We start from the raw sequence: 23,143 nt of genomic DNA on the forward strand, positions 1-23,143 counted from the left end.
CAGGTGGCGGCAGGATGCGCTTGTGCGGCATTTCACAAGGGCGTCACCATTGTTGCAGGCCCGCAAAGGATCACTGTTCAGGGGTCGGCGCGCCGGTTACCTTCGATCCCGTGGCTCAGTTTCGGCTCCAGGGGAGCAAAGTGCTCGCCGTCGACATGACCGGCGATGCCGTCAAGGCGAAGAACGGCTCGATGGTCGCCTACGACGGCCAGATGACGTTCAAGAAGATGACCGGCGGCGGTGACGGGCTGCGCGGCATGGTCACCCGCCGGCTGACCGGCGAACAGATGGAAGTGATGGAGGTGAAAGGGCACGGCACCTGCTACTTCGCCGACCGCGCGAGCGAGATCAACCTCGTGCAGTTGCACGGCGAGAAGCTGTACGTGGAAGCCAGCAACCTGCTGTGCACGGACGCGGCGCTGCGCACCGGCACCACCTTCACCGGGCTGCGCGGCGCCTCGCAGGGCAACGGCCTGTTCACCACCACCGTCGAGGGCAGCGGCCAGGCCGCGCTCATCTCGGACGGCCCGGCGGTGGTGCTCCGCGTCACCAAGCAGTACCCGCTCCAGGTCGACCCGGGCGCGTACGTCGCGCACACCGGCGACCTCAAGCAGCACTTCCAGTCCGGGGTGAACTTCCGCACCTTCATAGGGGAGGGCTCCGGCGAGTCCTTCCAGATCCGCTTCGAGGGCGAGGGCCTGGTGTACGTACAGCCCAGCGAGCGCAACACGGTCGGCGGTGAGCTCTGATGCCGTTCACCATGGTCAACTCCCGTATGGTGCGCGCACAGGTCTCCCCGGGGCAGCGGATGTTCAGCCAGCGCGGCGCGATGCTCGCCTATCAGGGGGACGTCGGTTTCACTCCGAACATCCAGGGCGGCCAGGGCGGCATCGGCTCCATGATCGGGCGGCGGATCGCCAACGAGGCGACGCCGCTGATGACGGTGGAGGGCAGTGGGACGGTCCTCTTCGGGCACGGCGGCCACCACGTGCACGTCGTCGACCTGACCGGCGACACCCTCTACGTCGAGGCGGACCGGCTGCTCGCCTTCGACGGGACGCTCCAGCAGGGCACGATGTTCATGGGGTCGCAGGGCGGCGTGATGGGCATGGTGCGCGGCCAGGTCACCGGCCAGGGGCTGTTCACCACGACCCTCAAGGGTCAGGGCGCGGTGGCCGTGATGGCGCACGGCGGCGTCATCGAGCTGCCCATCACCCCGCAGCGGCCCGTCCACGTCGACCCGCAGGCGTACGTGGCGCACCGCGGCGAGGTCCGCAACAAGCTCTCCACGGCGCTGGGCTGGCGCGACATGGTCGGCCGCGGCTCGGGAGAGGCCTTCCAGCTGGAGCTGTCCGGCCAGGGCACCGTCTACGTACAGGCGTCGGAGGAGAAGCTGTGACCGGTCCCGTCGTTTTCGACCCCCACACCCTTCCCTCGGACGACAACGTCAACGACTACACCTTCAGCGTGGACCTGAACGGCCAGTGGTTCCTCCAGAAGGGGAAGATGATCGCCTACTACGGGCGGATCGACTTCCAGGGCATCGGGCACGGCGCGCTGGACCGCCTGGTCGCCCACAGCTTCCATTCGCCATTGCACGCGGCGGACTGGGTGGTGGCCGAGGGCCAGGGCAAGATGCTCCTCGCCGACCGGGCGTTCGACGTGAATTCCTACGATCTGGAAGACGGCAACCTGACCATTCGCTCGGGCAACCTGCTTGCCTTTCAGCCATCCCTGTCGCTGAAGCAGTCGATCATCCCGGGCTTCCTCACCCTCATCGGCACCGGCAAGTTCGTGGCCGCCTCCAACGGCCCGGTGGTCTTCATGGAACCGCCGATCCGGGTGGACCCGCAGGCCCTGGTGGGCTGGGCCGACTGCCCCTCGCCGTGCCACCACTACGACCACCAGTACCTGCGCGGATTCCTCGGCGGCATCCGGGCGCACACCGGGCTGGGCGGAGTCTCCGGCGAGGAGCACCAGTTCGAGTTCGTCGGGGCGGGCACGGTGCTGCTGCAGTCCACCGAGCAGCTGATGCCCGAGCTGGCCACGGGTGAGGTCGCCGCCGAGGCGGGGGTGCCGGGCGGAGGCGGCGGACAGGGCGAGGCAACTCGCCAAAGTGGCTCACAACTGCCGCAGCTGCCGGGCGGGCTGGGGGGCCTCCAGCGCCGCTTCGGGCTGTGAGCGGTAGTCTGCGGACGGTGACCTCGAACGTCTGAGCAAGCGCCCGGCCGAGCGCCTGAGCCATGTCACAGCCATGACTTAATTCGACATTCAACTTCCACGGGTAGAATTCATTCATGACGACCGACAGCGACACTCCCTGGCTGACCGACCAGGAGCAGCGTGCCTGGCGCACCCACCTGGACGTCAGCAGGCTGCTGATGCACCAGCTGGAGCGGGACCTGCAGCCGTTCGGACTGACCAACAACGACTACGAGATCCTGGTCAACCTCTCCGAGGCCGAGGACCGGCGGCTGCGCATGAGCGACCTGGCCGCCGCCACCCTGCAGTCCAAGAGCCGTCTGTCCCACCAGATCACCCGTATGGAGAACGCCGGCCTGGTGCGCCGCGAGAGCTGCGAGTCCGACCGCCGCGGGCTGTACGCGGTGCTCACGGACGAGGGCTGGGACACCATGCGCCGGGTCGCGCCGCACCACGTCGCGTCCGTGCGGCGGCACTTCATCGACCTGTTCGCGCCGGAGGACCTGGAAGCGCTGCGTACGTCGCTGACGCCGGTGGCGGAGCATCTGCGGGGGCGGCGGGGGAAGGTCTGACGGCCGCGCCGTCGGGGGAACGGTACGCGGGCGGTCGCGATGCGGGCCGGCACGCCGGACGGGCGGGCCGCTACGCCCTCGGCAGGCGTAGTTCGAAGACCGACCCCGTACGGACGGCCAGCGTGCCGCCGTGCCGCTCGGCGACGTCGCGGGCGATGGCGAGGCCCAGCCCGGCCCCGCCGTCGTCGCGGCTGCGGGCGTCGTCGAGCCGGACGAACCGCTCGAAGATCCGCTCCCGCTCCTCCGGCGGCACCCCGGGCCCGTCGTCCTCGACCCGCAGCACCGCCCACTCCCCCTCACGCGCCACCGTCGCCCGTACGGACTCCCGCGCGTGCCGCTGCGCGTTGTCCAGCAGGTTGCCCAGCACCCGCCCGAGCTGACCGCGCGACCCGGCGACCTCCACGCCCGCCAGTTCGCCCACCTCCACGGCGATCCGGTCGCCCACCCGCTGCGAGACCTCCTCGCGCACCAGCGCCGCCAGGTCGATCCGCGCGTCCGCGGGCCGCTCCCCCGCGTCCAGCCGCGCCAGCAGCAGCAGGTCGGCCGCCAGGTTCTGGAGCCGTACGGCGTCCTCCACGGCGCCCGGCGCGTCCAGCAGTTCCGGGTGGGCGATGCCCACCTCCAGCTGCGTCCGCAGGCTCGCGATCGGGCTGCGCAGCTCGTGCGAGGCGTCCGCGACGAACCGCCGCTGCCGCTCCACCGACTCCTGGAGCGCGCCCAGCGTCTCGTTTGTCGTACGGGCCAGCCGGTCGATCTCGTCCCGCGAGCCCGGCTCCGGCACCCGCCGCGACAGATCCGTGCTGGCCGTGATCGCCGCCATCTCCCTGCGGATGCCCTCCACCGGGCGCAGCGCCCGACGGGTGACCAGCCAGGTCACCCCGGCCACGACCAGCAGCAGGCAGGGCAGCCCGATGAGCATCGCGGTACGCACCGAGCCCACCGCCTCCCGCTCGGCCGCCAGCGGCGCCCCGGCCCGTACGACGGCCTTGCCGCCCTGCGTGTCCTCGGCCTCGACGGTGGCGAACCGGTAGTCCGCCGTACGGTGGCCGACCGTCGCCGTACCGCCGCTGTGCCGCGCCTTGTCCTTGACCTCGCCCGGCTTGGTCCCGCGGTCGTCGTCGTCATCGTCGTCGGGGTCCCGGGGCTGCTGCCCGGCGGGCGGCGCCTGCTGTGCGGTGACGGCTTTGCCGTCCACCGCCCGTAGGTCCTCGCCTGCCGCCAGCACCCGGCCGTCCTCGGACAGCACCACCACCGGGCGGTCGTCGCCGTCGGGCAGATCCAGCTTCGCGTACGGCTTTCCCGTCGCGATCTGCGTGGCGACCTCGCGGGCGGTGTTCTCCGCCTGGAGGTCGGCCTGGCCCACGAGGTTGTTCTTGAGGACGAGGAGGAGGGCGGTGCCCGCGGCCACCAGCGCGACCGCCACTACGAGCGAAGCGCCCAGCGCCGCCCGGACCCGTACCTTTCCGATGACCCTACGCACCCGGCACCAGCCGGTAACCGGCGCCGCGCACCGTCTGGATCGCCGCGGCGCCCAGCTTGCGGCGCAGCGCGCTCACGTACACCTCGACGATGTTGTTGTCGCCCTCGTACGCGAAGTCCCACACGTGCTCCAGGATCTCCGCCTTGGACACCACGTCGCCCGCGCGCAGCGCCAGTTGCTCCAGCACGGCGAACTCCTTGGCGGTCAGTGTCACCTCCACGCCGCCGCGCTCCACGCGGTGCGCGCCCTGGTCGATGCTCAGCTCCCCCACGCGCAGCACGGGCAGTGCCGTGCGCCCGCGCCGCCGCAGCAGCGCCTTCACGCGGGCCACCAGCACGACGTAGGAGAAGGGCTTCGTCAGGTAGTCGTCCGCGCCGGTGTCCAGACCCTCGGCCTCGTCGTACTCGCCGTCCTTGGCCGTCAGCATCAGCACGGGTACGTCGTTGCCCGCAGCGCGCAGGGTGCCGCATACGCGGTAGCCGTTCATCCCCGGCAGCATGATGTCGAGGATCACCAGGTCGTACGTGCCCTCGCCCGCCCGGTGCAGGCCGTCCAGGCCGTCGTGCACCACATCGACCGCGTACCCCTCCGCCCGCAGTCCCTTGGCCAGGGACAGGGCCAGTCGCTTCTCGTCCTCCACGATCAACAGGCGCATGCGCCCACGATGCCACCCGCCACCTGAAGGCGGCTTCAGGTGGCTTCAGGTTCGCTTCAGGTCGGCCGCGCCACGGTGGATCACGTCATCGAGCACGAGCTCGTCTGACTTGAACTGACCTGGCCTCACCTCACCTCATGGATCGGGGAGATTTCGACATGAAGCGCAACATCGTCATTGCCACCGTCGCCGCGGCCGCGCTGATCGGCGGGGGGACCGCCACCGCCGTCGCCTTCGGCGACTCCGGGGCGTCGGACACGTCGTCCGCGGCGGCCGCGTCCTCCACGCCGCGGTCCAGTGTCAGCGTGCCGGACGACGACGTGAACGAGGACGCGCGGGAGGCCAAGGCCGCGACCGTCTCCGCGCCGCAGGCCGCGGCGGCCGCGCTGAAGGCCACGCCCGGCACGGTCACCGGCATCGACCTGGACCAGGACCGGCCCGGACTGGTCTGGGAGGTGGACGTGCTCGGCAAGGACGGCAAGTGGCACGAGGTGACGCTCGACGCCGGCAACGCGAAGGTTCTGGGCCAGCGCGTCGAGCACGAGGGGGACGACGATCACGGGGTCGCGCGTGCGCGTGCTGAGCTGAAGGGGGCGTCCGTGGATGCGGGGGCGGCCGCCGAGAAGGCCGCCGCTTCGTACGGGACGGTGACTTCCGTCGACCTGGACGACGATCACCGCAGCTCTGCTGTGTGGGAGGTAGAGACCGTCACGAAGGACGGCAAGGAGCACAAGCTGAACGTCGACCCGCGGTCGGGGAAGGTCTCGGTCGCGCCGCGGGACGGTGACGCCGACGGCGCCGACGACTGAGGGTTCGCGGCTTCTGTGACGTCGCGGCTTGAGCCTCACGCAGCGTGAGGCTCTACGGTCCCGCGTCATGAAGATTGTTGTGCATGACACGGCGTCCGCCATGGCCGAGCTCCTCCGGCGCCCGCTGGAGGAGCGGCCCGACGCCCTACGGGAAATCCTCGGCCCGCTGCGGGACGCGATGTCCGTCGGGGGCGTGGACCTGATGCAGATGCATGAGATGGGCTGCGGCTTCCGGATCGACCGGGAGGATTCGCGCTACCTGGCCGCCCTGGAGGAGATGCGGGGCGCGCGGGTGTGGGAACGGGTGGAGGAACAGCTCGGAGCGGCGTGGGAGCGGCTGCGGCCCGTCGTCGCGTCGGGGCTCCGGGCCGCCGACACGGTGCATGTGGTGCTGGTGCTCGGCGATCCGGACGACGACCTGCTGATACGCAATGCCGGGTACACCGGGCTGGGCGGATTTCCGGGGGCGATCCATCTGACGATGTGGCCCACCGAGGTCAGCCTGGCGAAGATCGGGCATTCCGCGGCGCACGAGCTGCACCACAACGTCCGCTACGCGAATGTGATCTGGGATCCGGCGACGGTCACGGTCGGGGAGCAGGTCGTGGCGGAGGGGCTGGCCGAGGCGTTCGTGCGGGAGCTGGCGGGTGCGGAGGCGATGGGGCCCTGGGCCACGGCGGTTTCCGGTGCGGAGCTGGACGCGGCGTACGAGAAGATCACTGGCGCGATCGATGTGGCCGGGATGCCGAATCTGCCGCCGTATGTGTACGGGGACACCACCACGCGGCGGATGGGGCTGACGCCTGTCGGGCTGCCGGACAACGCCGGGTATGCGGTGGGGCTGCGCATCGCGGATGCGCATCTGGGTGCTTCGGGGCTCAGTGCGGCGGAGAGTGTGGGGCTGTCGGCTCGGGAGGTTCTGGCGAGTGCGGGGGTGGCTTCGGCGGCGTGAGGCCCTGGGGGTGCGCGTTGGCGCCTACGGTTCGGTGGGTGGGGGCTCGGGGCCCCGCTAACGGGGTCACTCTCCCCCAGCCTCCGGCCGGGGGGACCCCCACGTTGCCTGGAGTGAACCTGGGTGGTTGGACGCAACCGGGGCCTCGGTCGCCTGCGGGGAGACCCCTACGTGTCCCCGAGCCCGCGCCGTTCGCGGCTTTCCCGCCGTTGGGGCTGGGGACTGCACGGACCCCAGCCCGGCGGCCCCAAGGCCAGGGGCGGTCTACCCCGCCGTCTCCTCCCCCGTAAGCCCGGCGATCAATTCGTCCGCCGCCGCGTACGGGTCCAGTTCGCCCGCCATGATTCGCTCCGCCAGTACGGACAGGCGGCGGTCGCCTCTCAGGTCGCCGATGCGTTCCCGTAGTTGGGTTACGGCGATCGTCTCCACTTCGCGGGCCGCCCTGGCCCGTCGTCGCTCCGCGAGGACTCCTCGCTCCTCGCTCCACGCGCGGTGTTTTTCCAGGGCCTCCACCAGTTCGTCGGTGCCCTGGGCGCGGGCCGCGACCGTTTTGACGATCGGGGGGCGCCAGTCGCCGGGGGCCCTTGCCTCGCCGAGGCCGAGCATGTGGTTGAGTTCGCGGGCCGTGGCGTCGGCGCCGTCGCGGTCGGCCTTGTTGACCGCGTAGACGTCGCCGATCTCCAGGATTCCGGCCTTGGCGGCCTGGATGCCGTCGCCCATGCCGGGGGCGAGGAGGACCACCGTGGTGTCGGCCTGGGAGGCGATGTCGACCTCGGACTGGCCCACGCCGACGGTTTCCACGAGGATCACGTCGCAGCCTGCCGCGTCCAGGACGCGGATGGCCTGGGGGGCCGCCCATGCCAGGCCGCCCAGGTGGCCCCGGGTGGCCATGGAGCGGATGTACACGCCGGGGTCGGAGGCGTGTTCCGACATGCGGACGCGGTCGCCGAGGAGGGCTCCGCCGGAGAAGGGGGAGGACGGGTCGACGGCGAGGACGCCGACCCGTTTGCCCGTTCGGCGGTAGGCGGTGACCAGGGCGGAGGTGGAGGTGGACTTGCCCACGCCGGGGGAGCCGGTCAGGCCCACCACGTAGGCGTTGCCGGCCAGGGGGGCGAGGGCCGCCATCACTTCGCGCAGTTGCGGGGACGCCCCCTCCACCAGCGAGATCAGCCGGGCCACGGCCCGCGGCCGGCCCTGTCGTGCCTGTTCCACCAGTTCGGGGACGTCCACCACTGCCCAGTTCCTCCCGGTTCGGTTGGCTTACTTGCCCGGTACGCGGATGATCAGCGCGTCGCCCTGGCCGCCGCCGCCGCACAGGGCCGCCGCTCCTACACCGCCGCCGCGCCGGCGCAGCTCCAGGGCGAGGTGGAGGACGATGCGGGCGCCGGACATGCCGATCGGGTGGCCGAGTGCGATGGCGCCGCCGTTGACGTTCACCTTTTCCGGCGATACGCCGAGGTCCTTCATTGACTGCACGGCCACCGCGGCGAACGCCTCGTTGATCTCGATCAGGTCAAGATCTTCGACCGAGAGGCCGGACTTGCCCAGTGCATGCCGGATCGCGTTGCTGGGCTGGGACTGGAGGGAATTGTCCGGGCCCGCCACGTTGCCGTGGGCGCCGATCTCGGCGATCCAGTCCAGGCCCAGTTCCTGGGCCTTGGCCTTGCTCATGACGACCACCGCGGCGGCGCCGTCGGAGATCTGGGAGGAGGAGCCGGCGGTGATGGTGCCGTCCTTGGCGAAGGCGGGGCGCAGCTTGGCCAGGGTCTCGGTGGTGGTCTCGCCGCGGATGCCCTCGTCCTTGCTGAAGACGACCGGCTCGCCCTTGCGCTGCGGGATCTCCACGGGGGTGATCTCCGCCTCGAAGAGGCCGTTCTTCTGGGCGGCGGCGGCGCGCTGGTGGGAGCGGGCGGCGATCTCGTCCTGCTCGGCGCGGCCGATGCCCAGGCGCGTGTTGTGCTTCTCGGTGGACGCGCCCATCGCGATGTTCTCGTACGCGTCGGTGAGGCCGTCGTGGGCCATCGAGTCGAGCATCTCGACGGCGCCGTACTTGAAGCCCTCGCGGGACTTGGGCAGCAGGTGGGGCGCGTTGGTCATGGACTCCTGGCCGCCGGCGACGACCACGTCGAACTCGCCGGCGCGGATCAGCTGGTCGGCGAGCGCGATGGCGTCCAGGCCGGAGAGGCAGACCTTGTTGACGGTCAGGGTCGGGACGCTCATCGGGATGCCGGCCTTGACGGCGGCCTGGCGGGCGGGGATCTGGCCCGCGCCGGCCTGGAGCACCTGACCCATGATCACGTACTGCACCTGGTCGCCGCCGATGCCCGCCCGGTCCAGGGCGGCCTTGATGGCCACGCCCCCCAGGTCGGCGCCGGAGAAGCTGCGCAGGGACCCCAGCAGGCGGCCCATGGGGGTCCGGGCGCCCGCGACGATCACGGAGGTGGTGCTGGACGTACCGTTCGCTGTCGACATCAGCGCGGCCCTTCCTGTACAGGGAGGTTAACGAGGGTTCCCGTCAATGTACTGAGCGGTAGACGCCGGGTCACCGGGCTGCGGGTGTGATCGCGCGCACGTTGCGTAACCACGCGTGCGGGCGGTGCACTGGAGGCATGCTGACGCGAATCGACCACATCGGGATCGCCTGCAAGGACCTCGACACCACCGTCGAGTTCTACCGTGCCACGTACGGCTTCGAGGTGTTCCACAGCGAGGTCAACGAGGAACAGGGCGTCCGCGAGGCCATGCTGAAGATCAACGATACGTCGGACGGCGGCGCCTCGTACCTCCAGCTCCTGGAACCGACCCGGGAGGACTCCGCGGTGGGCAAGTGGCTCGCCAAGAACGGGGAGGGAGTGCATCACATCGCCTTCGGCACCGCGGACGTGGACGGGGACGCGGAGGCCGTCCGGGAGAAGGGGGTCCGGGTGCTCTACGACGAACCGCGGGTGGGTTCCATGGGGTCGCGGATCACTTTTCTGCACCCCAAGGACTGCCACGGCGTGCTGACCGAACTGGTCACCGCGGCGCCCCACGAGGGAACTGCCGCCCCCGCTTCCACGTCTCCCTCGACGACAGAGCACTGACCTTTCCCTTCCCCGGCCGGTAGAGTGCATCTTCGGCCGGGGGCCGGGTCGGGGCTCGGTCCACACTCCGCCGATGATCTGACACCATTTCTTCGGAAGGGTCAGCTCCAGTACGCGTCCCGCACGAGGCATTTCGGGCTGCGCACGAGCAGATGGGAGCCGGCCGCCACCATGACCAGGGGACGGATGGGACCGCGCAGTGCGGGGCAACGACCGCTACGAGGCTGACGACCACCTCTCGCAGTTCGAGGCCGAGATGGAGCGGCTGAAGACGGAGCGGGACAAGGCGGTCCAGCACGCCGACGACCTCGGCTACCAGGTCGAGGTGTTGCGAGCCAAGCTCCATGAGGCGCGGCGCACCATCGCGTCCCGCCCCGCTTACGACAACGTCAGCCACCAGGCCGAGCAGCTGCTGCGCAACGCCCAGATCCAGGCCGACCAGTTGCGTACGGACGCCGAACGCGAGGTGCGCGAGGCGCGCGCCCAGACGCAGCGGCTGCTGCAGGAGCAGGCCGAGCGCCAGGCGCGCATGGAGGCCGACCTGCACGCCGAGGCGGTCGAGCGGCGCCGCCGGCTGGACGAGGAGCTGAACGAGCGCCGCCAGACCGTCGAGTCGCACGTCAACGAGAACGTGGCCTGGGCGGAGCAGCTGCGCTCCCGTACGGAGGCGCAGGCGCGCCGCCTGATGGACGAGACGCGCGCCGAGGCCGAGCAGGCGCTGGCCGCCGCCCGCGCCGAGGCGCAGCGGCTGGCCGAGCAGACCCGCGCCCGGCTGGGCAGCGAGGCCGAGCAGGCCCGCGCCGAGGCCGACGCGATCCTGCGGCGGGCCCGTACGGACGCCGAGCGCCTGCTGAACGCCGCCTCCACCCAGGCCCAGGAGGCCACGGACCAGGCCGAACAGCTGCGGACCAGCGTCGGTTCGGAGACCGAGGAGGCGCGGCGGCAGGCCGCGGAGCTGACGCGCACCGCCGAGGCCCGGATGCAGGAGGCCGACCGCGCGCTGCGCGAGGCCCGCGCCGAGGCCGAGAAGCTGGTCACCGAGGCGCAGGAGAGCGCCACCAAGCGGCTGTCGGCCGCCGAGTCGGACCAGGAGCAGCGGCTGCGGACCGCCAAGGCGGAGATCGCCCGGCTGGTCGCCGAGGCCACGAAGGAGGCCGACGCGCTCAAGGCGGAGGCCGAGCAGCTGCGCGCGGACGCCCGTGCGGAGGCCGAGCGGCTGGTCGCCGAGGCGCAGGAGGCCGCCAGGTCCAAGGCGGCGGAGGACTCCGCGGCGCAGCTGGCGAAGGCCGCGCGGACCGCCGAGGAGGTGCTGTCCAAGGCGGCCGAGGACGCCAAGGCCACCACCCGGGCCGCCGCCGAGGAGGCCGAGCGGGTCCGCCGGGAGGCCGAGGCCGAGGCGGACCGGCTGCGCGGTGAGGCGCACGACACCGCCGAGCAGCTCAAGGGCGCCGCCAAGGACGACACCAAGGAGTACCGCGCCAAGACCGTCGAGCTCCAGGAGGAGGCGCGGCGGCTGCGCGGCGAGGCCGAGCAGCTGCGGGCCGAGGCGGTCGACGAGGGCGACCGGATCCGGGCCGAGGCGCGCCGCGAGGCCGTCCAGCAGATCGAGGAGGCGGCCGGTACCGCCGAGGAGCTGCTGGCCAAGGCGAAGTCCGACGCCGAGGAGACGCGGTCGGGCGCCGGCGCGGAGAGCGAGCGGATCCGCACCGAGGCCATCGAGCGGGCCACGGCCCTGCGCAAGCAGGCCGAGGAGGTGCTGGAGCGCGCCCGCGCGGAGGCCGAGGAGCTGCGCGGCGAGAGCGAGGAGGCCGCCGCCGCGCTGAAGGCCGAGGCCGAGGAGGCCGCCCGGCAGCTGCGTACGGAGGCCGAGGAGGCCGTCGCCGAGCGCCGCACCGAGGCGCAGGAGGAGCTGGACCGGCTCCGGGCCGAGGCCGCGGAGAAGGTCAACGCCGCCGAGGAGGCGCTGCACGACGCCCGCGCCGAGGCCGAGAAGCTGCGCCGGGAGGCGCAGGAGGAGGCCGCCAAGCTCAAGGCCGAGTCGGCGGAGCGGCTGCGGACGCTCCAGCAGCAGGCCGAGGAGGAGGCCGAGCGGCTGCGTTCGGAGGCGGCGACCGACGCGTCCGCCGCGCGCGCCGAGGGCGAGTCCGTGGCCGTACGGCTGCGCAGTGACGCCGCCGCCGAGGCGGAGCGCCTGAAGACCGAGGCCCAGGAGACCGCGGACCGGGTGCGTGCCGAGGCGGCCGCCGCCGCGGAGCGCACGGGTGCCGAGGCCGCCGAGGCGCTGGCCGCCGCCCAGGAGGAGGCGGCCCGCCGCCGCCGGGAGGCCGAGGAGCTGCTCGGCGAGGCCCGCGACGAGGCCCACCAGGAGCGCACCGCCGCGCGCGAGCAGAGCGAGGAGCTGCTGGCCTCGGCCCGCAAGCGGGTCGCCGAGGCGCAGGAGGAGGCGGAGCGGCTGGTCGAGGAGGCCGAGCGGCGCGCCGCCGAGCTGGTCGCCGCGGCCGAGCAGACCGCCCAGCAGGTGCGGGACGCGGTCGCCGGGCTGCACGAGCAGGCCGAGGAGGAGATCGCCGGGCTGCGCTCGGCCGCCGAGCACGCCGCGGAGCGGACGCGGACCGAGGCGCAGGAGGAGGCCGACCGGGTACGGGCCGACGCGTACGCGGAGCGCGAGCGCGCCTCCGAGGACGCGGCCCGCACCCGCCGCGAGGCCCAGGAGGAGGCCGAGGCCGCCAAGGCGCTCGCCGACCGCACGGTCGCCGAGGCCATCGCGGAGGCCGAGCGGCTGCGCGCGGAGGCCGACAGCACCCTCGACGAGGCGCGCGAGGCGGCCGGCAAGGCCCGTACGGACGCCGCCGAGCAGGCCGACAGCCTGATCGCGGAGGCCACCGCGCAGGCCGAGAAGATGGTGGCGGACGCCTCCGCCAAGGCGCAGCAGCTGCGTACGGACGCGTCCGACGCGCTGGCCTCGGCCGAGCAGGACGCCAACCGGGCCCGCGCGGAGGCCCGCAACGACGCCAACCGGATGCGTTCGGACGCCGCCGAGCAGGTGGACCAGCTGCTCACCGAGGCCCGCGCGGAGGCCGAGCGGATCGTCACCGAGGCGACCGAGCTGACCTCGTCGGCGCAGGACGACGCGGACCGCACGGTGCGCGAGGGCCGGGAGGCCGCCGAGCGGCTGCGCGCCGAGGGCGAGCAGCGGGCCGCGGAGCTGGTCGCGGAGGCGACCGCCGAGGCCGAGCGGCTGCGGGCGGAGGCGGCCGAGGCGCTGGAGACCGCGCGCCAGGAGGCGGAGCGGATCGGCGACGAGGCGCGCGAGGCGGCGAACAAGACCCGTTCGGACGCCGCCGAGCAGGCCGACACGCTGATCTCGGAGGCGGGCAGCGAGGCCGAGCGGCTGCGCGCGGACGCCGCGGAGACCGTGGCGGGCGCCGAGCGGGACGCGGACCGCACCCGCGCCGACGCCCGCGAGCAGGCCGACCGGATGATCGCCGAGGCCACCGCGGAGGCGGACCGGCTGCGCGCGGAGGCGGCGGAGACCGTCACCTCGGCGCAGGAGCACGCCACCCGTACGCGTGCCGAGTCCGAGCGGATCAAGGAGGAGGCCGAGGCGGAGGCCGACCGGCTGCGCACCGAGGCACTGGAGGAGTCGGAGCAGACGGTCGACGCGGCCCGCAAGGACGCGGCGCAGCGCCGCGCGGACGCCGCCGAGCAGGCCGACCAGCTGATCGCCAAGGCGCAGGAGGAGGCGCTGAAGGCGGCGACCGCCGCCGAGGAGCAGGCCGACACGATGGTCGGCGCGGCCCGCAAGGAGGCCGAGCGGATCGTCGCGGAGGCCACCGCCGAGGGCAACGGGTTCGTCGAGAAGGCCCGTACGGACGCGGACACGCTGCTCAGCGAGGCCCGTGGGGACGCCACCGCGATAAGGGAGCGCGCCGAGGAGCTGCGCAGCCGTATCGAGAGCGAGGTCGAGGAGCTGCACGAGCGGGCCCGCCGGGAGTCCGCCGAGACGATGAAGAACGCCGGGGAGCGGGTCGACAAGCTGATCGCGCAGGCCACTCAGCAGCAGGCGGAGGCCGAGGAGAAGGCCAAGCGCATGGTGTCGGACGCCAGCAGCGAGGCCAGCAAGGTCCGCATCGCCGCGGTGAAGAAGGCGGAGGGGCTGCTCAAGGAGGCCGAGCAGAAGAAGGCCGAGGCCGTACGGGAGTCGGAGCGGATGCGCGCCGAGGCCCGCGCGGAGGCGGAGCGGATCGTCGAGGAGGGCAAGCGCGAGCTGGAGGTGCTCGTGCGGCGCCGCAAGGACATCAACGCGGAGATCTCCCGTGTCCAGGACGTGCTGGAGGCGTTGGAATCTTTCGAGGCGCCGTCGAACGGTGGTGGCAAGGAAGGGGCGAAGGCTGCCGCGGGAGCGGGCGCAACTCGTTCGAGTGGCAAGCAGTCTGAGGGGTAGCCACCCAAATGAGGGGCCATTCTCCACTTCAAACGCGCAATGACTCGATGACACGCCGTTGCGGCCCCTAGGATTCCCTTTATCACCTCACCGGTCTCTTTCGACAGGAACCCCATGAGCGACACTTCCTCCCCCTACGGCTTCGAGCTCGTGCGGCGTGGGTACGACCGCGGTCAGGTGGACGACCGCATCTCGAAGCTGGTCGCCGACCGCGACAGCGCCCTGGCCCGCATCACCTCCCTGGAGAAGCGGATCGAGGAGCTGCACCTCGAAACGCAGAACGCCCAGGCCCAGGTCAACGACGCCGAACCGTCCTACGCGGGCCTCGGCGCGCGCGTGGAGAAGATCCTCCGGCTCGCGGAGGAAGAGGCGAAGGACCTGCGCGAGGAGGCCCGGCGGGCCGCCGAGCAGCACCGCGAACTGGCCGAGTCGGCCGCCCAGCAGGTCCGCAACGACGCCGAGCAGTTCGCGTCGGAGCGCAAGGCGAAGGCCGAGGACGAGGGCGCCCGCATCGTCGAGAAGGCGCAGGGCGAGGCGACCGCGCTGCGTGCCGAGGCGCAGAAGGACGCGCAGTCCAAGCGGGAGGAGGCGGACGCCCTCTTCGAGGAGACCCGCGCCAAGGCCGCGCAGGCCGCCGCGGACTTCGAGACCAACCTCGCCAAGCGCCGCGAGCAGTCCGAGCGGGACCTGGCCTCGCGTCAGGCCAAGGCCGAGAAGCGGCTCGCGGAGATCGAGCACCGGGCCGAGCAGCTGCGGCTGGAGGCCGAGAAGCTGCGCACGGACGCGGAGCGCCGGGCCCGCCAGACGGTGGAGACGGCGCAGCGCCAGGCCGAGGACATCGTGGCCGACGCGAACGCCAAGGCGGACCGGATCCGCAGCGAGTCCGAGCGGGAGCTGGCGGCGCTGACCAACCGCCGGGACTCGATCAACGCCCAGCTGACGAACGTCCGCGAGATGCTCGCCACGCTGACCGGAGCGGCGGTCGCCGCGGCCGGCACCCCGGCGGACGAGGAGCCCATTTCCCGCGGCGTCCCGGCGCAGCAGTCGCGCTGAGGCGCCGTTCGCCGTTGTGACGCCGGTGCGGCCGGTGGGCCTTCGCGGCCCGCACCCGTGACGGCCGGTACTGCGCCCGACGGCGGCAGACGCGCTCCGCCCGCCCCGCCTCTCTTCGGAGGCCGGGCGGGCGGAATGCTTTTTTCAACAGTCGTACGACCTGACCCGCACCCCGCGGGCGGCGCCCGGTACGCCCGAGATGCGGGGTTCCTGGCCCCCGCTTAGCGTGCTGTACATGATCGAAGTCGAGGGGCTGACCAAGCGTTACGGCGACAAGCTCGCCGTGGACGGGCTGACCTTCACCGTACGGCCCGGGGCCGTCACCGGGTTCCTCGGCCCGAACGGCGCCGGCAAATCGACGACCATGCGGATGATGCTCGACCTGGACCATCCGACGTCGGGACGGGTCCGTATCGACGGCCGCCGCTACCGGCAGCTGTCCGACCCCCTGGCCTCCCTCGGCGCCCTGCTGGACGCCAAGGCCGTGCACGGCGGCCGCAGCGCCTACCACCACCTGCTGTGCCTGGCGCAGAGCAACGGCATCCCGCGCGCCCGCGTCCACGAGGTGCTGGACACGGTGGGGCTGACCCCGGTGGCCAAGAAGCGCTCCAAGGGCTTCTCGCTGGGCATGGGCCAGCGCCTGGGCATCGCGGCGGCGCTGCTCGGCGATCCCCGCATCCTCATGTTCGACGAGCCGGTCAACGGCCTCGACCCCGAGGGCATCCACTGGATCCGCAACCTGATGAAGGGTCTGGCCGCCCAGGGCCGGACGGTGTTCGTCTCCTCGCACCTGATGAGCGAGATGGCGCTGACCGCCGAGCACCTGATCGTCATCGGGCAGGGCCGGCTGCTGGCGGACACCTCGATGGCCCGGTTCATCCAGGAGAACTCCCGCTCGTACGTACGGATGCGGTCGCCGGAGCGCGAGCGGCTGCTCGACGTGCTCGGGGAGGCCGGGTACGCAGCGGTGCCGGCCGGCGACGCGGTGGAGATCGACGGGGCGAGCGCCGCCGACCTGGGCGAGCTGGCCGCGCGGCAGCGGCTCGTCCTGCACGAGCTGAGCCCGCAGCAGGCCTCGCTGGAGGAGGCGTTCATGCAGCTGACCGCCGGTTCGGTGGAGTACCACGCGCATACGACGGACGCGCCGCGGGCGGCGGACGGCGGCGTTCCGGCGGGCGCGGCGCCACCGCCGGGGGCTCCGGACGTACCGGGGGCACCGGGCACGCAGCCCGGCGGCTGGGGTGCCGACTGGCGGAACAAGAAGCGAGGGGTGTGACGATGGCGGCCGTCTCCCAGGTCCTGAGGTCGGAGTGGACCAAGATCCGTTCGGTGCGGTCCACGGTGTGGACGCTGGGCGTCGCGCTGGTCGTCACGGTCGCGCTGGGCGCGCTGATCTGCCTGCTCGCCTCGAACGACTTCGGCAGCACCGCGCCCCGCGACCGGGCCGGCTTCGACCCGGCCGGCACCAGCTTCGCGGGCATGGGCCTGGGGCAGCTGGCGATGATCGTCTTCGGGGTGCTGGTGGTCTCGAACGAGTACAGCACCGGGATGATCCGTACGTCGCTCGCCGCCGTACCGCAGCGCGGCGTCTTCCTCTTCTGCAAGATCGCCGTCGCCACCCTGCTCGCCCTGGTCGTCTCCTTCGTGACGGCGTTCCTCTCCTTCTTCGTCGGACAGGCGATGCTGGGCGCCCACGCGGTGTCGCTCGGCGATCCGGGCGTGCTGCGCGCCGTGGTGGGCGCCGGGCTCTACATGACGGTGATCGGGGTGTTCGCGATGGGCGTCGCGACGATGCTGCGCAGCCCGATGCTGGCGCTGGGCACCCTGATGCCGTTCTTCTTCCTGATCTCCAGCATCCTGGGGAACGTCTCGGCCACCAGGAAGATCGGCCGTTACCTCCCCGACCAGGCCGGTGCCCGCATCATGCAGGTGGTGCCGTCGGCCGGGCACGACGTCCCGTACGGGCCGTGGGGCGGGTTCGGCATCATGCTGGCGTGGACGGCCGCCGTACTGCTGGGCGGATATCTGCTGCTCAAGCGGCGCGACGCCTAGGAAGCGGCGCCGGGCACCCGTGCCGGCCCCGGCGTCCCGCGCGCCCCACCCGTACGCGTTTTGACGGGAACCGTCAACATCCCGATAGCCTCCTAACCCTTACGGGGGTACGAGAGCGCCTCTGCCCCGAACCATCTTCCGAGGGGCGGAGAATGATCGAGGCAGTCGGCCTGACGAAGCGCTACGGCGCCAAGACGGCCGTGCACAACCTGTCGTTCCAGGTGCGGCCGGGCACCGTCACGGGCTTCCTGGGGCCCAACGGCTCCGGCAAGTCGACGACGATGCGCATGATCCTGGGGCTGGACACCCCGACCTCCGGGCGCGTCACGATCGGCGGCATCCCGTTCCGCAAGGTGCCGAACGCCCCGCGGCACGTCGGCGCGCTCCTGGACGCCAAGGCGGTGCACGGCGGGCGCACCGCCCGCCAGCACCTGCTCTCGCTCGCCCAGCTCTCCGGCATCCCGGCGCGCCGCGTCGACGAGGTGCTCGGCGTGGTCGGCCTCCAGGAGGTGGCCCGCAAGCGCTCCAACGGCTTCTCGCTCGGCATGGGCCAGCGCCTGGGCATCGCGGCGGCGCTGCTCGGCGACCCGCAGGTGCTGCTCTTCGACGAGCCGGTCAACGGCCTGGACCCGGAGGGCATCCTGTGGGTCCGCAACCTGATGAAGCAGCTGGCCGCCGAGGGCCGTACGGTCTTCGTCTCCTCGCACCTGATGAGCGAGATGGCGCTGACCGCCGAGCACCTGATCGTCATCGGCCGCGGCCAGCTGCTCGCGGACATGCCGGTCAAGGACTTCATCTCGGCCAACTCCGCCGACTTCGCCCGGGTGCGCACCCCGGACACCGAGCCGGAGCTGCGCGACAAGCTCGGCTCGGTGCTCGGCGAGGCGGGTGCCCAGGTCGTGCCGGAGCCGGACGGCGCGCTGCGCGTCACGGGGCTGCCGCTGCCGCGTATCAGCGACCTCGCCCACGGCGCGGACATCCGCCTGTGGGAGCTGTCGCCGCACCAGGCGTCCCTGGAAGAGGCGTACATGCGGCTGACGCAGGGCGCCGTGGACTACCGCTCGACGGCCGACCAGCGCGCCGGTCTCCAGCAGCAGGTGGCCGCGCCCGCGCCGCAGGGCCCGGGCGTGCCGGGGCAGCAGCCCCCGCAGGGGTACGCGCCGCAGCCGGGCCCGTACGGGCAGCCCGCCCACCCCGGACAGCCCGCGCACCCGGGACAGCCCGCGCACCCCGGACAGCCCGCGCACCCGGGACAGCCGAACCCGTACGCGCAGGCGCCCGGCGGCGCTCCGGGCCAGGGCTACGGCTACCCGCAGGCGGCCGGGCCGGGTGCGCCGTACGGGCAGCCGAACCCGTACGCGCAGCCGCAGCCGGGCCCGCAGGCCGGTGCCCCGGCGCCGATGCCGCCCGCCGCCCGGCCCGCCGCCCCCGCCGACATCTCCACGCCGCACACCGAGGACGCCCGATGACCAGCCCTCAGCAGCCGCAGCCGCAGCCTGAGCCGCACGACACCGCCGCCCCCGGCGCCGCCGCCCCGATGCCCCCGGCCGGGGCCCCGGAGCCGCCCGCGCAGCACCCCGCCGAGCAGCCGGAGCCCCGGCCGCTGGCCGCGCACCCGCAGCCGCAACCGCAGCAGCCTCCGGCCCAGGTGCCGGCGCCGCAGGAGGGCGGTCCGGCGCGCGAGGCGGGCACGATGATGCTCCAGGCCCAGCAGCCGCCCGCCGCCGCGCCCGGCAAGGAGGCCGGGACGATGATGCTCCAGGCCCAGGCCGCGCCGCAGGCAGCGCCGCTGCCCCCGCAGGGCGCCCCCAAGGACGCGGGCACCATGACGCTTCAGGCGCAGCAGCCGCCCGCCGTTCCCCCACAGCAACCGCAGCAACCGCACCAGCAGCCGCATCAGCCCGCGCAGCAGGCACCGCAGTCGCCCCAGCAGCAGATCCCGGCCGCCTGGCAGGCCGCCGGCCCCGGCGGCGCTGCCCCGGCCTACGTCTCGCCGATCCCGGTCCGCCGTACGAACCTGGGCCACGCCCTCGCCTCCGAGTGGACGAAGATCCGCTCGGTGCGCTCCACGATGTGGACGCTGGGCGTGATGATCCTGCTGAACGTCGGCATCGGGCTGCTGGCCGCGACGGCGATCGCGGGCCTGGACCGTCCGACCGCCGTGGTGTTCGGCTCCGCCTGGTTCGGGCTGCTGCTCGGCACCCTGTGCGTGATCCCCCTCGGTGTGCTGGCGATCTCCTCGGAGTACGGCACCGGCATGATCCGTACGACGCTCACGGCCTGTCCCAGCCGGGGCCGAGTGCTGGCCGCCAAGGCGATCGTGCTGTTCGGGCTGACGTTCGTGATCACCACGGTCTCCACCACCCTGGTCGCGGCGGCACACGCCGGGATGATCGACGGCCCGGCGCCGACCGGCGACCAGTGGCTGCGCGCCACGGTCGGCTCCGGCCTGTACGTGGCCGTGCTGAGCCTGCTGGCCCTCGGGGCGGGCACGCTGCTGCGGCACTCGGCCGGCGCGATCAGCGCGATGATGGGCCTGGTCCTGCTGCCCATGCTGCTGGCCGTTTTCATGCTCAGTTCGGAGAGCCTGCGGCCGGTCGCCAAGGCGATGATCGAGTACTCGGTCCCGAACAGTCTCGGCGCTCTCCACGACAAGGCGTTCATGCCCGACGGCCCGTCCGGCTGGCAGCCGCTGCTGATCCTCGTGGGCGTCACCGTGGTCGTCCTCGGCGGCGCCTACGCCGCGCTGGAGAAGCGCGACGTGTAGGTCAGTACCTCGGCGCGTTACGGGACCGCTGGAGCCGCGCGCTCCGGCGGTCCCGTGCGTTCCAGCACGCCTTGTGCCAGTGTCTGCGGTCGTCCACGTCGCCCTCCCGCGGCCAGGCGACGACGTGCGGCACCCCCGGCGGGATCTCCTGGTCGCAGCCCGGGCAGCGGTAGTGCTTGGCCGCACCGCCACCCCCCAGGTGCCGTACGACCCACTCCTCGCCGCGCCACTCCTCGGTACGTTCGAGACCGTAGCGGCCTGCGCCCGAGTGGTCGGCTGGCTTCTCACCGCCGCGGGGACGGTTTCGACGCGGGGACACTGGGCACCTCGGGAAATCTACGGGGTCACGGGCCGTCACCACCCTACGCGGATCGGTCATGGGGCCCGCCCGCCACCACAATCCTGCGATCATCAGGAAACTTCGCCCCAGGCCGTGCCCTTGGCACGTGTCACCCGTTGTTGCCTGTTAGGGGGATGTCGCGTCGGCTGCGAGGAGGCAGAAGAGCGATGCGCGTTGGGGCATTCATCCTGGCCGCTCAGTTTCCCGGCCAGGGACAGGGGGAGACACTGCACCGCGCGGTGCGGTCCGCGGAGGTCGCCGAGGAGGCCGGGCTCGACGCGGTCTGGCTGGCCGAGCACCACTTCATGCCGTACGGGGTCTGCCCGTCGGCGGCGACGCTGGCCGCGCTGCTGCTGGGACGTACGGACAGAATCGGCGTCGGCACCTCCGTCAGCGTGCTGCCGACCCAGCACCCGGTCGCCCTCGGGGAGCAGGCGGCGCTGCTGCACCTGATCACCGGTGGCCGGTTCACCCTCGGGGTGGGCCGCGGCGGCCCCTGGGTGGACCTGGAGGTCTTCGGCACCGGCCTGGACGCCTATGAGAAGCACTTCCCCGAGTCGCTGGACCTGCTGCTGCGCTGGCTGCGCGAGCCCCGGGTCGGCGCCGCGGGGAACCGCCACTCCTTCCGCGAGGTCGCGGTCGTGCCGCGGCCCTCCGAGTCGCTGGAGTCGCCGGCCGGTCCGCCGGTCGTCCTGGCGTGCACCTCGCCCGGGTCGGTGCGGCTGGCCGCCGAGCGCGGGCTGCCCATGCTGCTGGGGATGCACTGCGGCGACGAGGAGAAGGCGGAGATGGTCGCGCTGTGGCGCCGTCTGTCGCTGGCCGCCGGGCGGGCCCCGGCCGAGGTCGCGGCGGCGGAGCACGTCTCGGCGGGCGTGGTGCAGGTCGGCGACACCCGCCAGGGCGCGGCCGAGGTGCTCACCAAGGCCATGCCGGGCTGGCTGCGGCGCGGCCTGGCGGCCCATGAGACGGTCGACGGCCGCTACCGCGCCATGCGCGACCCGCTGGCGTACACGGAACTGCTCTGCGATCTGCACCCGGTGGGACCGCCGCGGCTGTGTGCCGACCGGCTGGCGGCCTCGGCCGAGCGGACCGGCATCCGGCGCTTCGCGCTGCTCGTGGAGGGCTCCGGCGATCTGGCCGCCACGGAGGAGAACGTCCGGCGGCTGGGTGCCGAGGTGCTGCCGCTGCTCGGCTGAGGAGCCCGGCGGGGGTACGGCGGTCCGCGCGGCCCGTCCGGTGGACACCGGTACGGGTGGCCGCGGGCCGTCACCGCAAAGAGATGGCCGGGGAGTTGACCGGCGCTGCCGCCGGCGCGGCGGCGACGCACGGTGCCGCGTCCCGTGTGCGCGGCGGCAGCGTCACCCGGTCAGCAGTCGCGCAGTGCGGGCGACTGGTTCAGCAACTGGCCACGGATGGAGGTGAAGGCGGCCAGCCTGTCGTCCACCGCCGGGTCGAGCGGGAAGACCGCGACCCGGTGACAGTTCTGGAATGCCAGGCGCACACCGAAATGGCGCTCCAGGGACCCGCGTATCGCGTCACTCGCCAGCGCACGCAGCAGCTGACCGCGCGCCTGCTCGTCCGGCGGCGGCGTCTGGTTGTCGGCGAACTGACCGCCGTCCACCTTCAGCCGGGCCACCAGCGAGCTGATCATCTCCCATGCGTACGGCAGGGAGGTCCGGACGCAGTCGACAAATTCGGCTTCGTCGACCTCGCCTCGCTCGGCCTGTTCGAGGAGGGCCGGTGAGACGTCGAGCGACATGAGGTTCTCCTCTCGCGGCCCCGCCGGAGCGGGGCCTCAGGGATCGGACGGGAGGCTCGCGACGGAGCGTGTCCGTATCACGACCCCCCGCTTCAACCGTAGGCCGGTCGTCCGGCCCGCACCAGGAGATTGCAGAGACAACCGGCCACCGGTGAACGGGACGGCGCGGGGGCGAATCGCGTGCGCCGCCCCCGGTCGAGTAGCGTGGCGCACCATGCGTCTCGTCATCGCCCGTTGCTCCGTGGACTACGCGGGCCGGCTCACCGCCCACCTCCCGTCGGCCCCCCGCCTCATCCTCGTGAAGGCGGACGGTTCGGTCTCCATCCACGCGGACGACCGCGCCTACAAACCCCTGAACTGGATGTCCCCGCCGTGCACCCTCAAGGAGGGCGACGGGGTGTGGACGGTGGAGAACAAGGGCGGCGAGAAGCTCATCATCACGCTGGAAGAGGTGATGCACGACTCGTCGCACGAGCTGGGCGTGGACCCGGGCCTGATCAAGGACGGGGTGGAGGCGCACCTTCAGGAACTGCTCGCCGACCGGATCGAGACACTCGGCGAGGGCTACTCGCTCATCCGCCGCGAATACCCCACCGCCATCGGCCCGGTGGACATCCTGTGCCGGGACGCGGACGGCGGGACGGTCGCCGTGGAGATCAAGCGGCGCGGTGAGATCGACGGCGTCGAGCAGCTCACCCGCTATCTCGACCTGCTCAACCGGGATCCGCATCTGGCCCCGGTCAAGGGCGTGTTCGCGGCCCAGGAGATCAAGCCGCAGGCCCGGGTGCTGGCCACCGACCGCGGCATCGGCTGCGTCGTGCTGGACTACAACGCGCTGCGCGGCATCGAGGACGACAAGCTGCGCCTGTTCTGAGCGTTCCGTTCCGAGCGCCTTCACCGGGCGCCGGTACGGATGACGACGGCCCGGTACGGAAACGCCCGCCACGGTGGCGGACGGTCGCGTACCGGGCCGTC

At 72.7% G+C, this 23,143-nt stretch carries 21 protein-coding genes; 15 read left to right on the forward strand and 6 right to left on the reverse strand.

Annotation, left to right across the window (positions count from 1 at the left end; genetic code table 11):
* The first annotated feature begins 110 nt into the window (after positions 1–110).
* The 4 genes from CP973_RS32615 (at position 111) to CP973_RS32630 (ending at position 2,774) form a co-directional block, all read left to right on the forward strand.
* Entirely contained in the window at positions 111–749 is a 639-nt protein-coding gene (locus CP973_RS32615; RefSeq protein WP_078952457.1) for an AIM24 family protein, read from the forward strand.
* Positions 749–1,399 (forward strand): AIM24 family protein, encoded by a 651-nt coding sequence (locus tag CP973_RS32620; RefSeq protein ID WP_150247417.1) that lies wholly within the window; start codon positions 749–751, stop codon positions 1,397–1,399. The genes CP973_RS32615 and CP973_RS32620 overlap by 1 nt, the downstream gene beginning before the upstream one ends.
* On the forward strand, positions 1,396–2,181 hold the full coding sequence (locus CP973_RS32625; RefSeq protein WP_150247418.1) for an AIM24 family protein: 786 nt from the start codon (positions 1,396–1,398) through the stop codon (positions 2,179–2,181). The genes CP973_RS32620 and CP973_RS32625 overlap by 4 nt, the downstream gene beginning before the upstream one ends.
* Positions 2,182–2,297: 116 nt before the next feature.
* Positions 2,298–2,774, forward strand: coding sequence for a MarR family winged helix-turn-helix transcriptional regulator (locus CP973_RS32630; protein ID WP_150247419.1), 477 nt, complete (start codon positions 2,298–2,300; stop codon positions 2,772–2,774).
* A 70-nt stretch (positions 2,775–2,844) separates the two neighbouring features.
* On the opposite strand, the gene CP973_RS32635 is transcribed toward CP973_RS32630, so the two are convergent.
* Complete coding sequence (locus CP973_RS32635; protein WP_208853340.1) at positions 2,845–4,254, reverse strand: sensor histidine kinase; 1,410 nt, start codon at positions 4,252–4,254, stop codon at positions 2,845–2,847.
* Complete coding sequence (locus CP973_RS32640) at positions 4,247–4,909, reverse strand: response regulator transcription factor (protein ID WP_150247420.1); 663 nt, start codon at positions 4,907–4,909, stop codon at positions 4,247–4,249. Before CP973_RS32640 ends, CP973_RS32635 begins: the two co-directional genes overlap by 8 nt.
* A gap of 158 nt (positions 4,910–5,067) precedes the next feature.
* Between CP973_RS32640 and CP973_RS32645 the strand changes: the two genes are divergently transcribed.
* A complete protein-coding gene (locus tag CP973_RS32645; RefSeq protein ID WP_150247421.1) occupies positions 5,068–5,718 on the forward strand; it encodes a PepSY domain-containing protein in 651 nt (216 codons plus the stop codon).
* A gap of 67 nt (positions 5,719–5,785) precedes the next feature.
* A complete protein-coding gene (locus tag CP973_RS32650) occupies positions 5,786–6,670 on the forward strand; it encodes a DUF2268 domain-containing putative Zn-dependent protease (RefSeq protein ID WP_150247422.1) in 885 nt (294 codons plus the stop codon).
* 264 nt (positions 6,671–6,934) lie between these two features.
* On the opposite strand, the gene meaB is transcribed toward CP973_RS32650, so the two are convergent.
* Positions 6,935–7,903: a methylmalonyl Co-A mutase-associated GTPase MeaB gene (gene meaB, locus CP973_RS32655; RefSeq protein ID WP_150247423.1), complete on the reverse strand. Its 969-nt coding sequence runs from the start codon at positions 7,901–7,903 to the stop codon at positions 6,935–6,937.
* A gap of 27 nt (positions 7,904–7,930) precedes the next feature.
* Positions 7,931–9,106, reverse strand: coding sequence for an acetyl-CoA C-acetyltransferase (locus CP973_RS32660; protein ID WP_150250603.1), 1,176 nt, complete (start codon positions 9,104–9,106; stop codon positions 7,931–7,933).
* Between the two features lie 173 nt (positions 9,107–9,279).
* Here CP973_RS32660 and mce point away from each other — a divergent pair, with 173 nt between their 5' ends.
* From mce to CP973_RS32695, 7 genes are all read left to right on the forward strand, one after another.
* Entirely contained in the window at positions 9,280–9,753 is a 474-nt protein-coding gene (mce, locus tag CP973_RS32665) for a methylmalonyl-CoA epimerase (RefSeq protein ID WP_150247424.1), read from the forward strand.
* A 199-nt stretch (positions 9,754–9,952) separates the two neighbouring features.
* Positions 9,953–14,197, forward strand: a complete 4,245-nt coding sequence (gene scy / locus CP973_RS32670) for a polarized growth protein Scy (protein WP_150247425.1) — start codon at positions 9,953–9,955, stop codon at positions 14,195–14,197.
* Positions 14,198–14,311: 114 nt separating this feature from the next.
* Complete coding sequence (locus CP973_RS32675; protein ID WP_150247426.1) at positions 14,312–15,250, forward strand: coiled-coil domain-containing protein; 939 nt, start codon at positions 14,312–14,314, stop codon at positions 15,248–15,250.
* A 235-nt stretch (positions 15,251–15,485) separates the two neighbouring features.
* Positions 15,486–16,526, forward strand: coding sequence for an ATP-binding cassette domain-containing protein (locus CP973_RS32680; RefSeq protein WP_150247427.1), 1,041 nt, complete (start codon positions 15,486–15,488; stop codon positions 16,524–16,526).
* Positions 16,527–16,528: 2 nt separating this feature from the next.
* A complete protein-coding gene (locus CP973_RS32685; protein WP_150250605.1) occupies positions 16,529–17,302 on the forward strand; it encodes an ABC transporter permease in 774 nt (257 codons plus the stop codon).
* A 152-nt stretch (positions 17,303–17,454) separates the two neighbouring features.
* The gene (locus CP973_RS32690; protein ID WP_150247428.1) at positions 17,455–18,771 is read left to right on the forward strand and encodes an ABC transporter ATP-binding protein; all 1,317 of its coding nucleotides are present in this window, start codon (positions 17,455–17,457) and stop codon (positions 18,769–18,771) included.
* Positions 18,768–20,069, forward strand: a complete 1,302-nt coding sequence (locus CP973_RS32695; RefSeq protein ID WP_150247429.1) for an ABC transporter permease subunit — start codon at positions 18,768–18,770, stop codon at positions 20,067–20,069. Before CP973_RS32690 ends, CP973_RS32695 begins: the two co-directional genes overlap by 4 nt.
* Position 20,070: 1 nt before the next feature.
* Here the strand turns inward: CP973_RS32695 and CP973_RS32700 are convergent, their stop codons facing one another.
* Positions 20,071–20,388, reverse strand: a complete 318-nt coding sequence (locus tag CP973_RS32700) for an ATP/GTP-binding protein (protein ID WP_150247430.1) — start codon at positions 20,386–20,388, stop codon at positions 20,071–20,073.
* 188 nt (positions 20,389–20,576) lie between these two features.
* On the opposite strand from CP973_RS32700, the gene CP973_RS32705 reads away from it, so the two are divergent.
* Positions 20,577–21,605: an LLM class flavin-dependent oxidoreductase gene (locus CP973_RS32705; protein WP_150247431.1), complete on the forward strand. Its 1,029-nt coding sequence runs from the start codon at positions 20,577–20,579 to the stop codon at positions 21,603–21,605.
* A 170-nt stretch (positions 21,606–21,775) separates the two neighbouring features.
* Here the strand turns inward: CP973_RS32705 and CP973_RS32710 are convergent, their stop codons facing one another.
* Entirely contained in the window at positions 21,776–22,168 is a 393-nt protein-coding gene (locus CP973_RS32710; RefSeq protein WP_150247432.1) for an SCO5389 family protein, read from the reverse strand.
* A 214-nt stretch (positions 22,169–22,382) separates the two neighbouring features.
* Here CP973_RS32710 and nucS point away from each other — a divergent pair, with 214 nt between their 5' ends.
* Entirely contained in the window at positions 22,383–23,042 is a 660-nt protein-coding gene (gene nucS, locus CP973_RS32715; RefSeq protein WP_150247433.1) for an endonuclease NucS, read from the forward strand.
* The last annotated feature ends 101 nt before the right edge of the window (positions 23,043–23,143 follow it).

The sequence above is a fragment of the Streptomyces albofaciens JCM 4342 genome, assembly GCF_008634025.1.
Lineage (GTDB): Bacteria > Actinomycetota > Actinomycetes > Streptomycetales > Streptomycetaceae > Streptomyces > Streptomyces albofaciens.

What these genes read in the sequence shown, in the direction of transcription:
- CP973_RS32705 (WP_150247431.1), top strand. Translation starts at nt 20,577, where the DNA reads ATGCGCGTTGGGGCATTCATCCTGGCCGCTCAGTTTCCCGGCCAGGGA.
- CP973_RS32690 (WP_150247428.1), top strand. Translation starts at nt 17,455, where the DNA reads ATGATCGAGGCAGTCGGCCTGACGAAGCGCTACGGCGCCAAGACGGCC.
- mce (WP_150247424.1), top strand. Translation starts at nt 9,280, where the DNA reads ATGCTGACGCGAATCGACCACATCGGGATCGCCTGCAAGGACCTCGAC.
- CP973_RS32695 (WP_150247429.1), top strand. Translation starts at nt 18,768, where the DNA reads ATGACCAGCCCTCAGCAGCCGCAGCCGCAGCCTGAGCCGCACGACACC.
- nucS (WP_150247433.1), top strand. Translation starts at nt 22,383, where the DNA reads ATGCGTCTCGTCATCGCCCGTTGCTCCGTGGACTACGCGGGCCGGCTC.
- CP973_RS32620 (WP_150247417.1), top strand. Translation starts at nt 749, where the DNA reads ATGCCGTTCACCATGGTCAACTCCCGTATGGTGCGCGCACAGGTCTCC.
- CP973_RS32685 (WP_150250605.1), top strand. Translation starts at nt 16,529, where the DNA reads ATGGCGGCCGTCTCCCAGGTCCTGAGGTCGGAGTGGACCAAGATCCGT.
- CP973_RS32680 (WP_150247427.1), top strand. Translation starts at nt 15,486, where the DNA reads ATGATCGAAGTCGAGGGGCTGACCAAGCGTTACGGCGACAAGCTCGCC.
- CP973_RS32645 (WP_150247421.1), top strand. Translation starts at nt 5,068, where the DNA reads ATGAAGCGCAACATCGTCATTGCCACCGTCGCCGCGGCCGCGCTGATC.
- CP973_RS32675 (WP_150247426.1), top strand. Translation starts at nt 14,312, where the DNA reads ATGAGCGACACTTCCTCCCCCTACGGCTTCGAGCTCGTGCGGCGTGGG.
- CP973_RS32640 (WP_150247420.1), bottom strand. Translation starts at nt 4,909, where the DNA reads ATGCGCCTGTTGATCGTGGAGGACGAGAAGCGACTGGCCCTGTCCCTG.
- CP973_RS32650 (WP_150247422.1), top strand. Translation starts at nt 5,786, where the DNA reads ATGAAGATTGTTGTGCATGACACGGCGTCCGCCATGGCCGAGCTCCTC.
- CP973_RS32710 (WP_150247432.1), bottom strand. Translation starts at nt 22,168, where the DNA reads ATGTCGCTCGACGTCTCACCGGCCCTCCTCGAACAGGCCGAGCGAGGC.
- CP973_RS32630 (WP_150247419.1), top strand. Translation starts at nt 2,298, where the DNA reads ATGACGACCGACAGCGACACTCCCTGGCTGACCGACCAGGAGCAGCGT.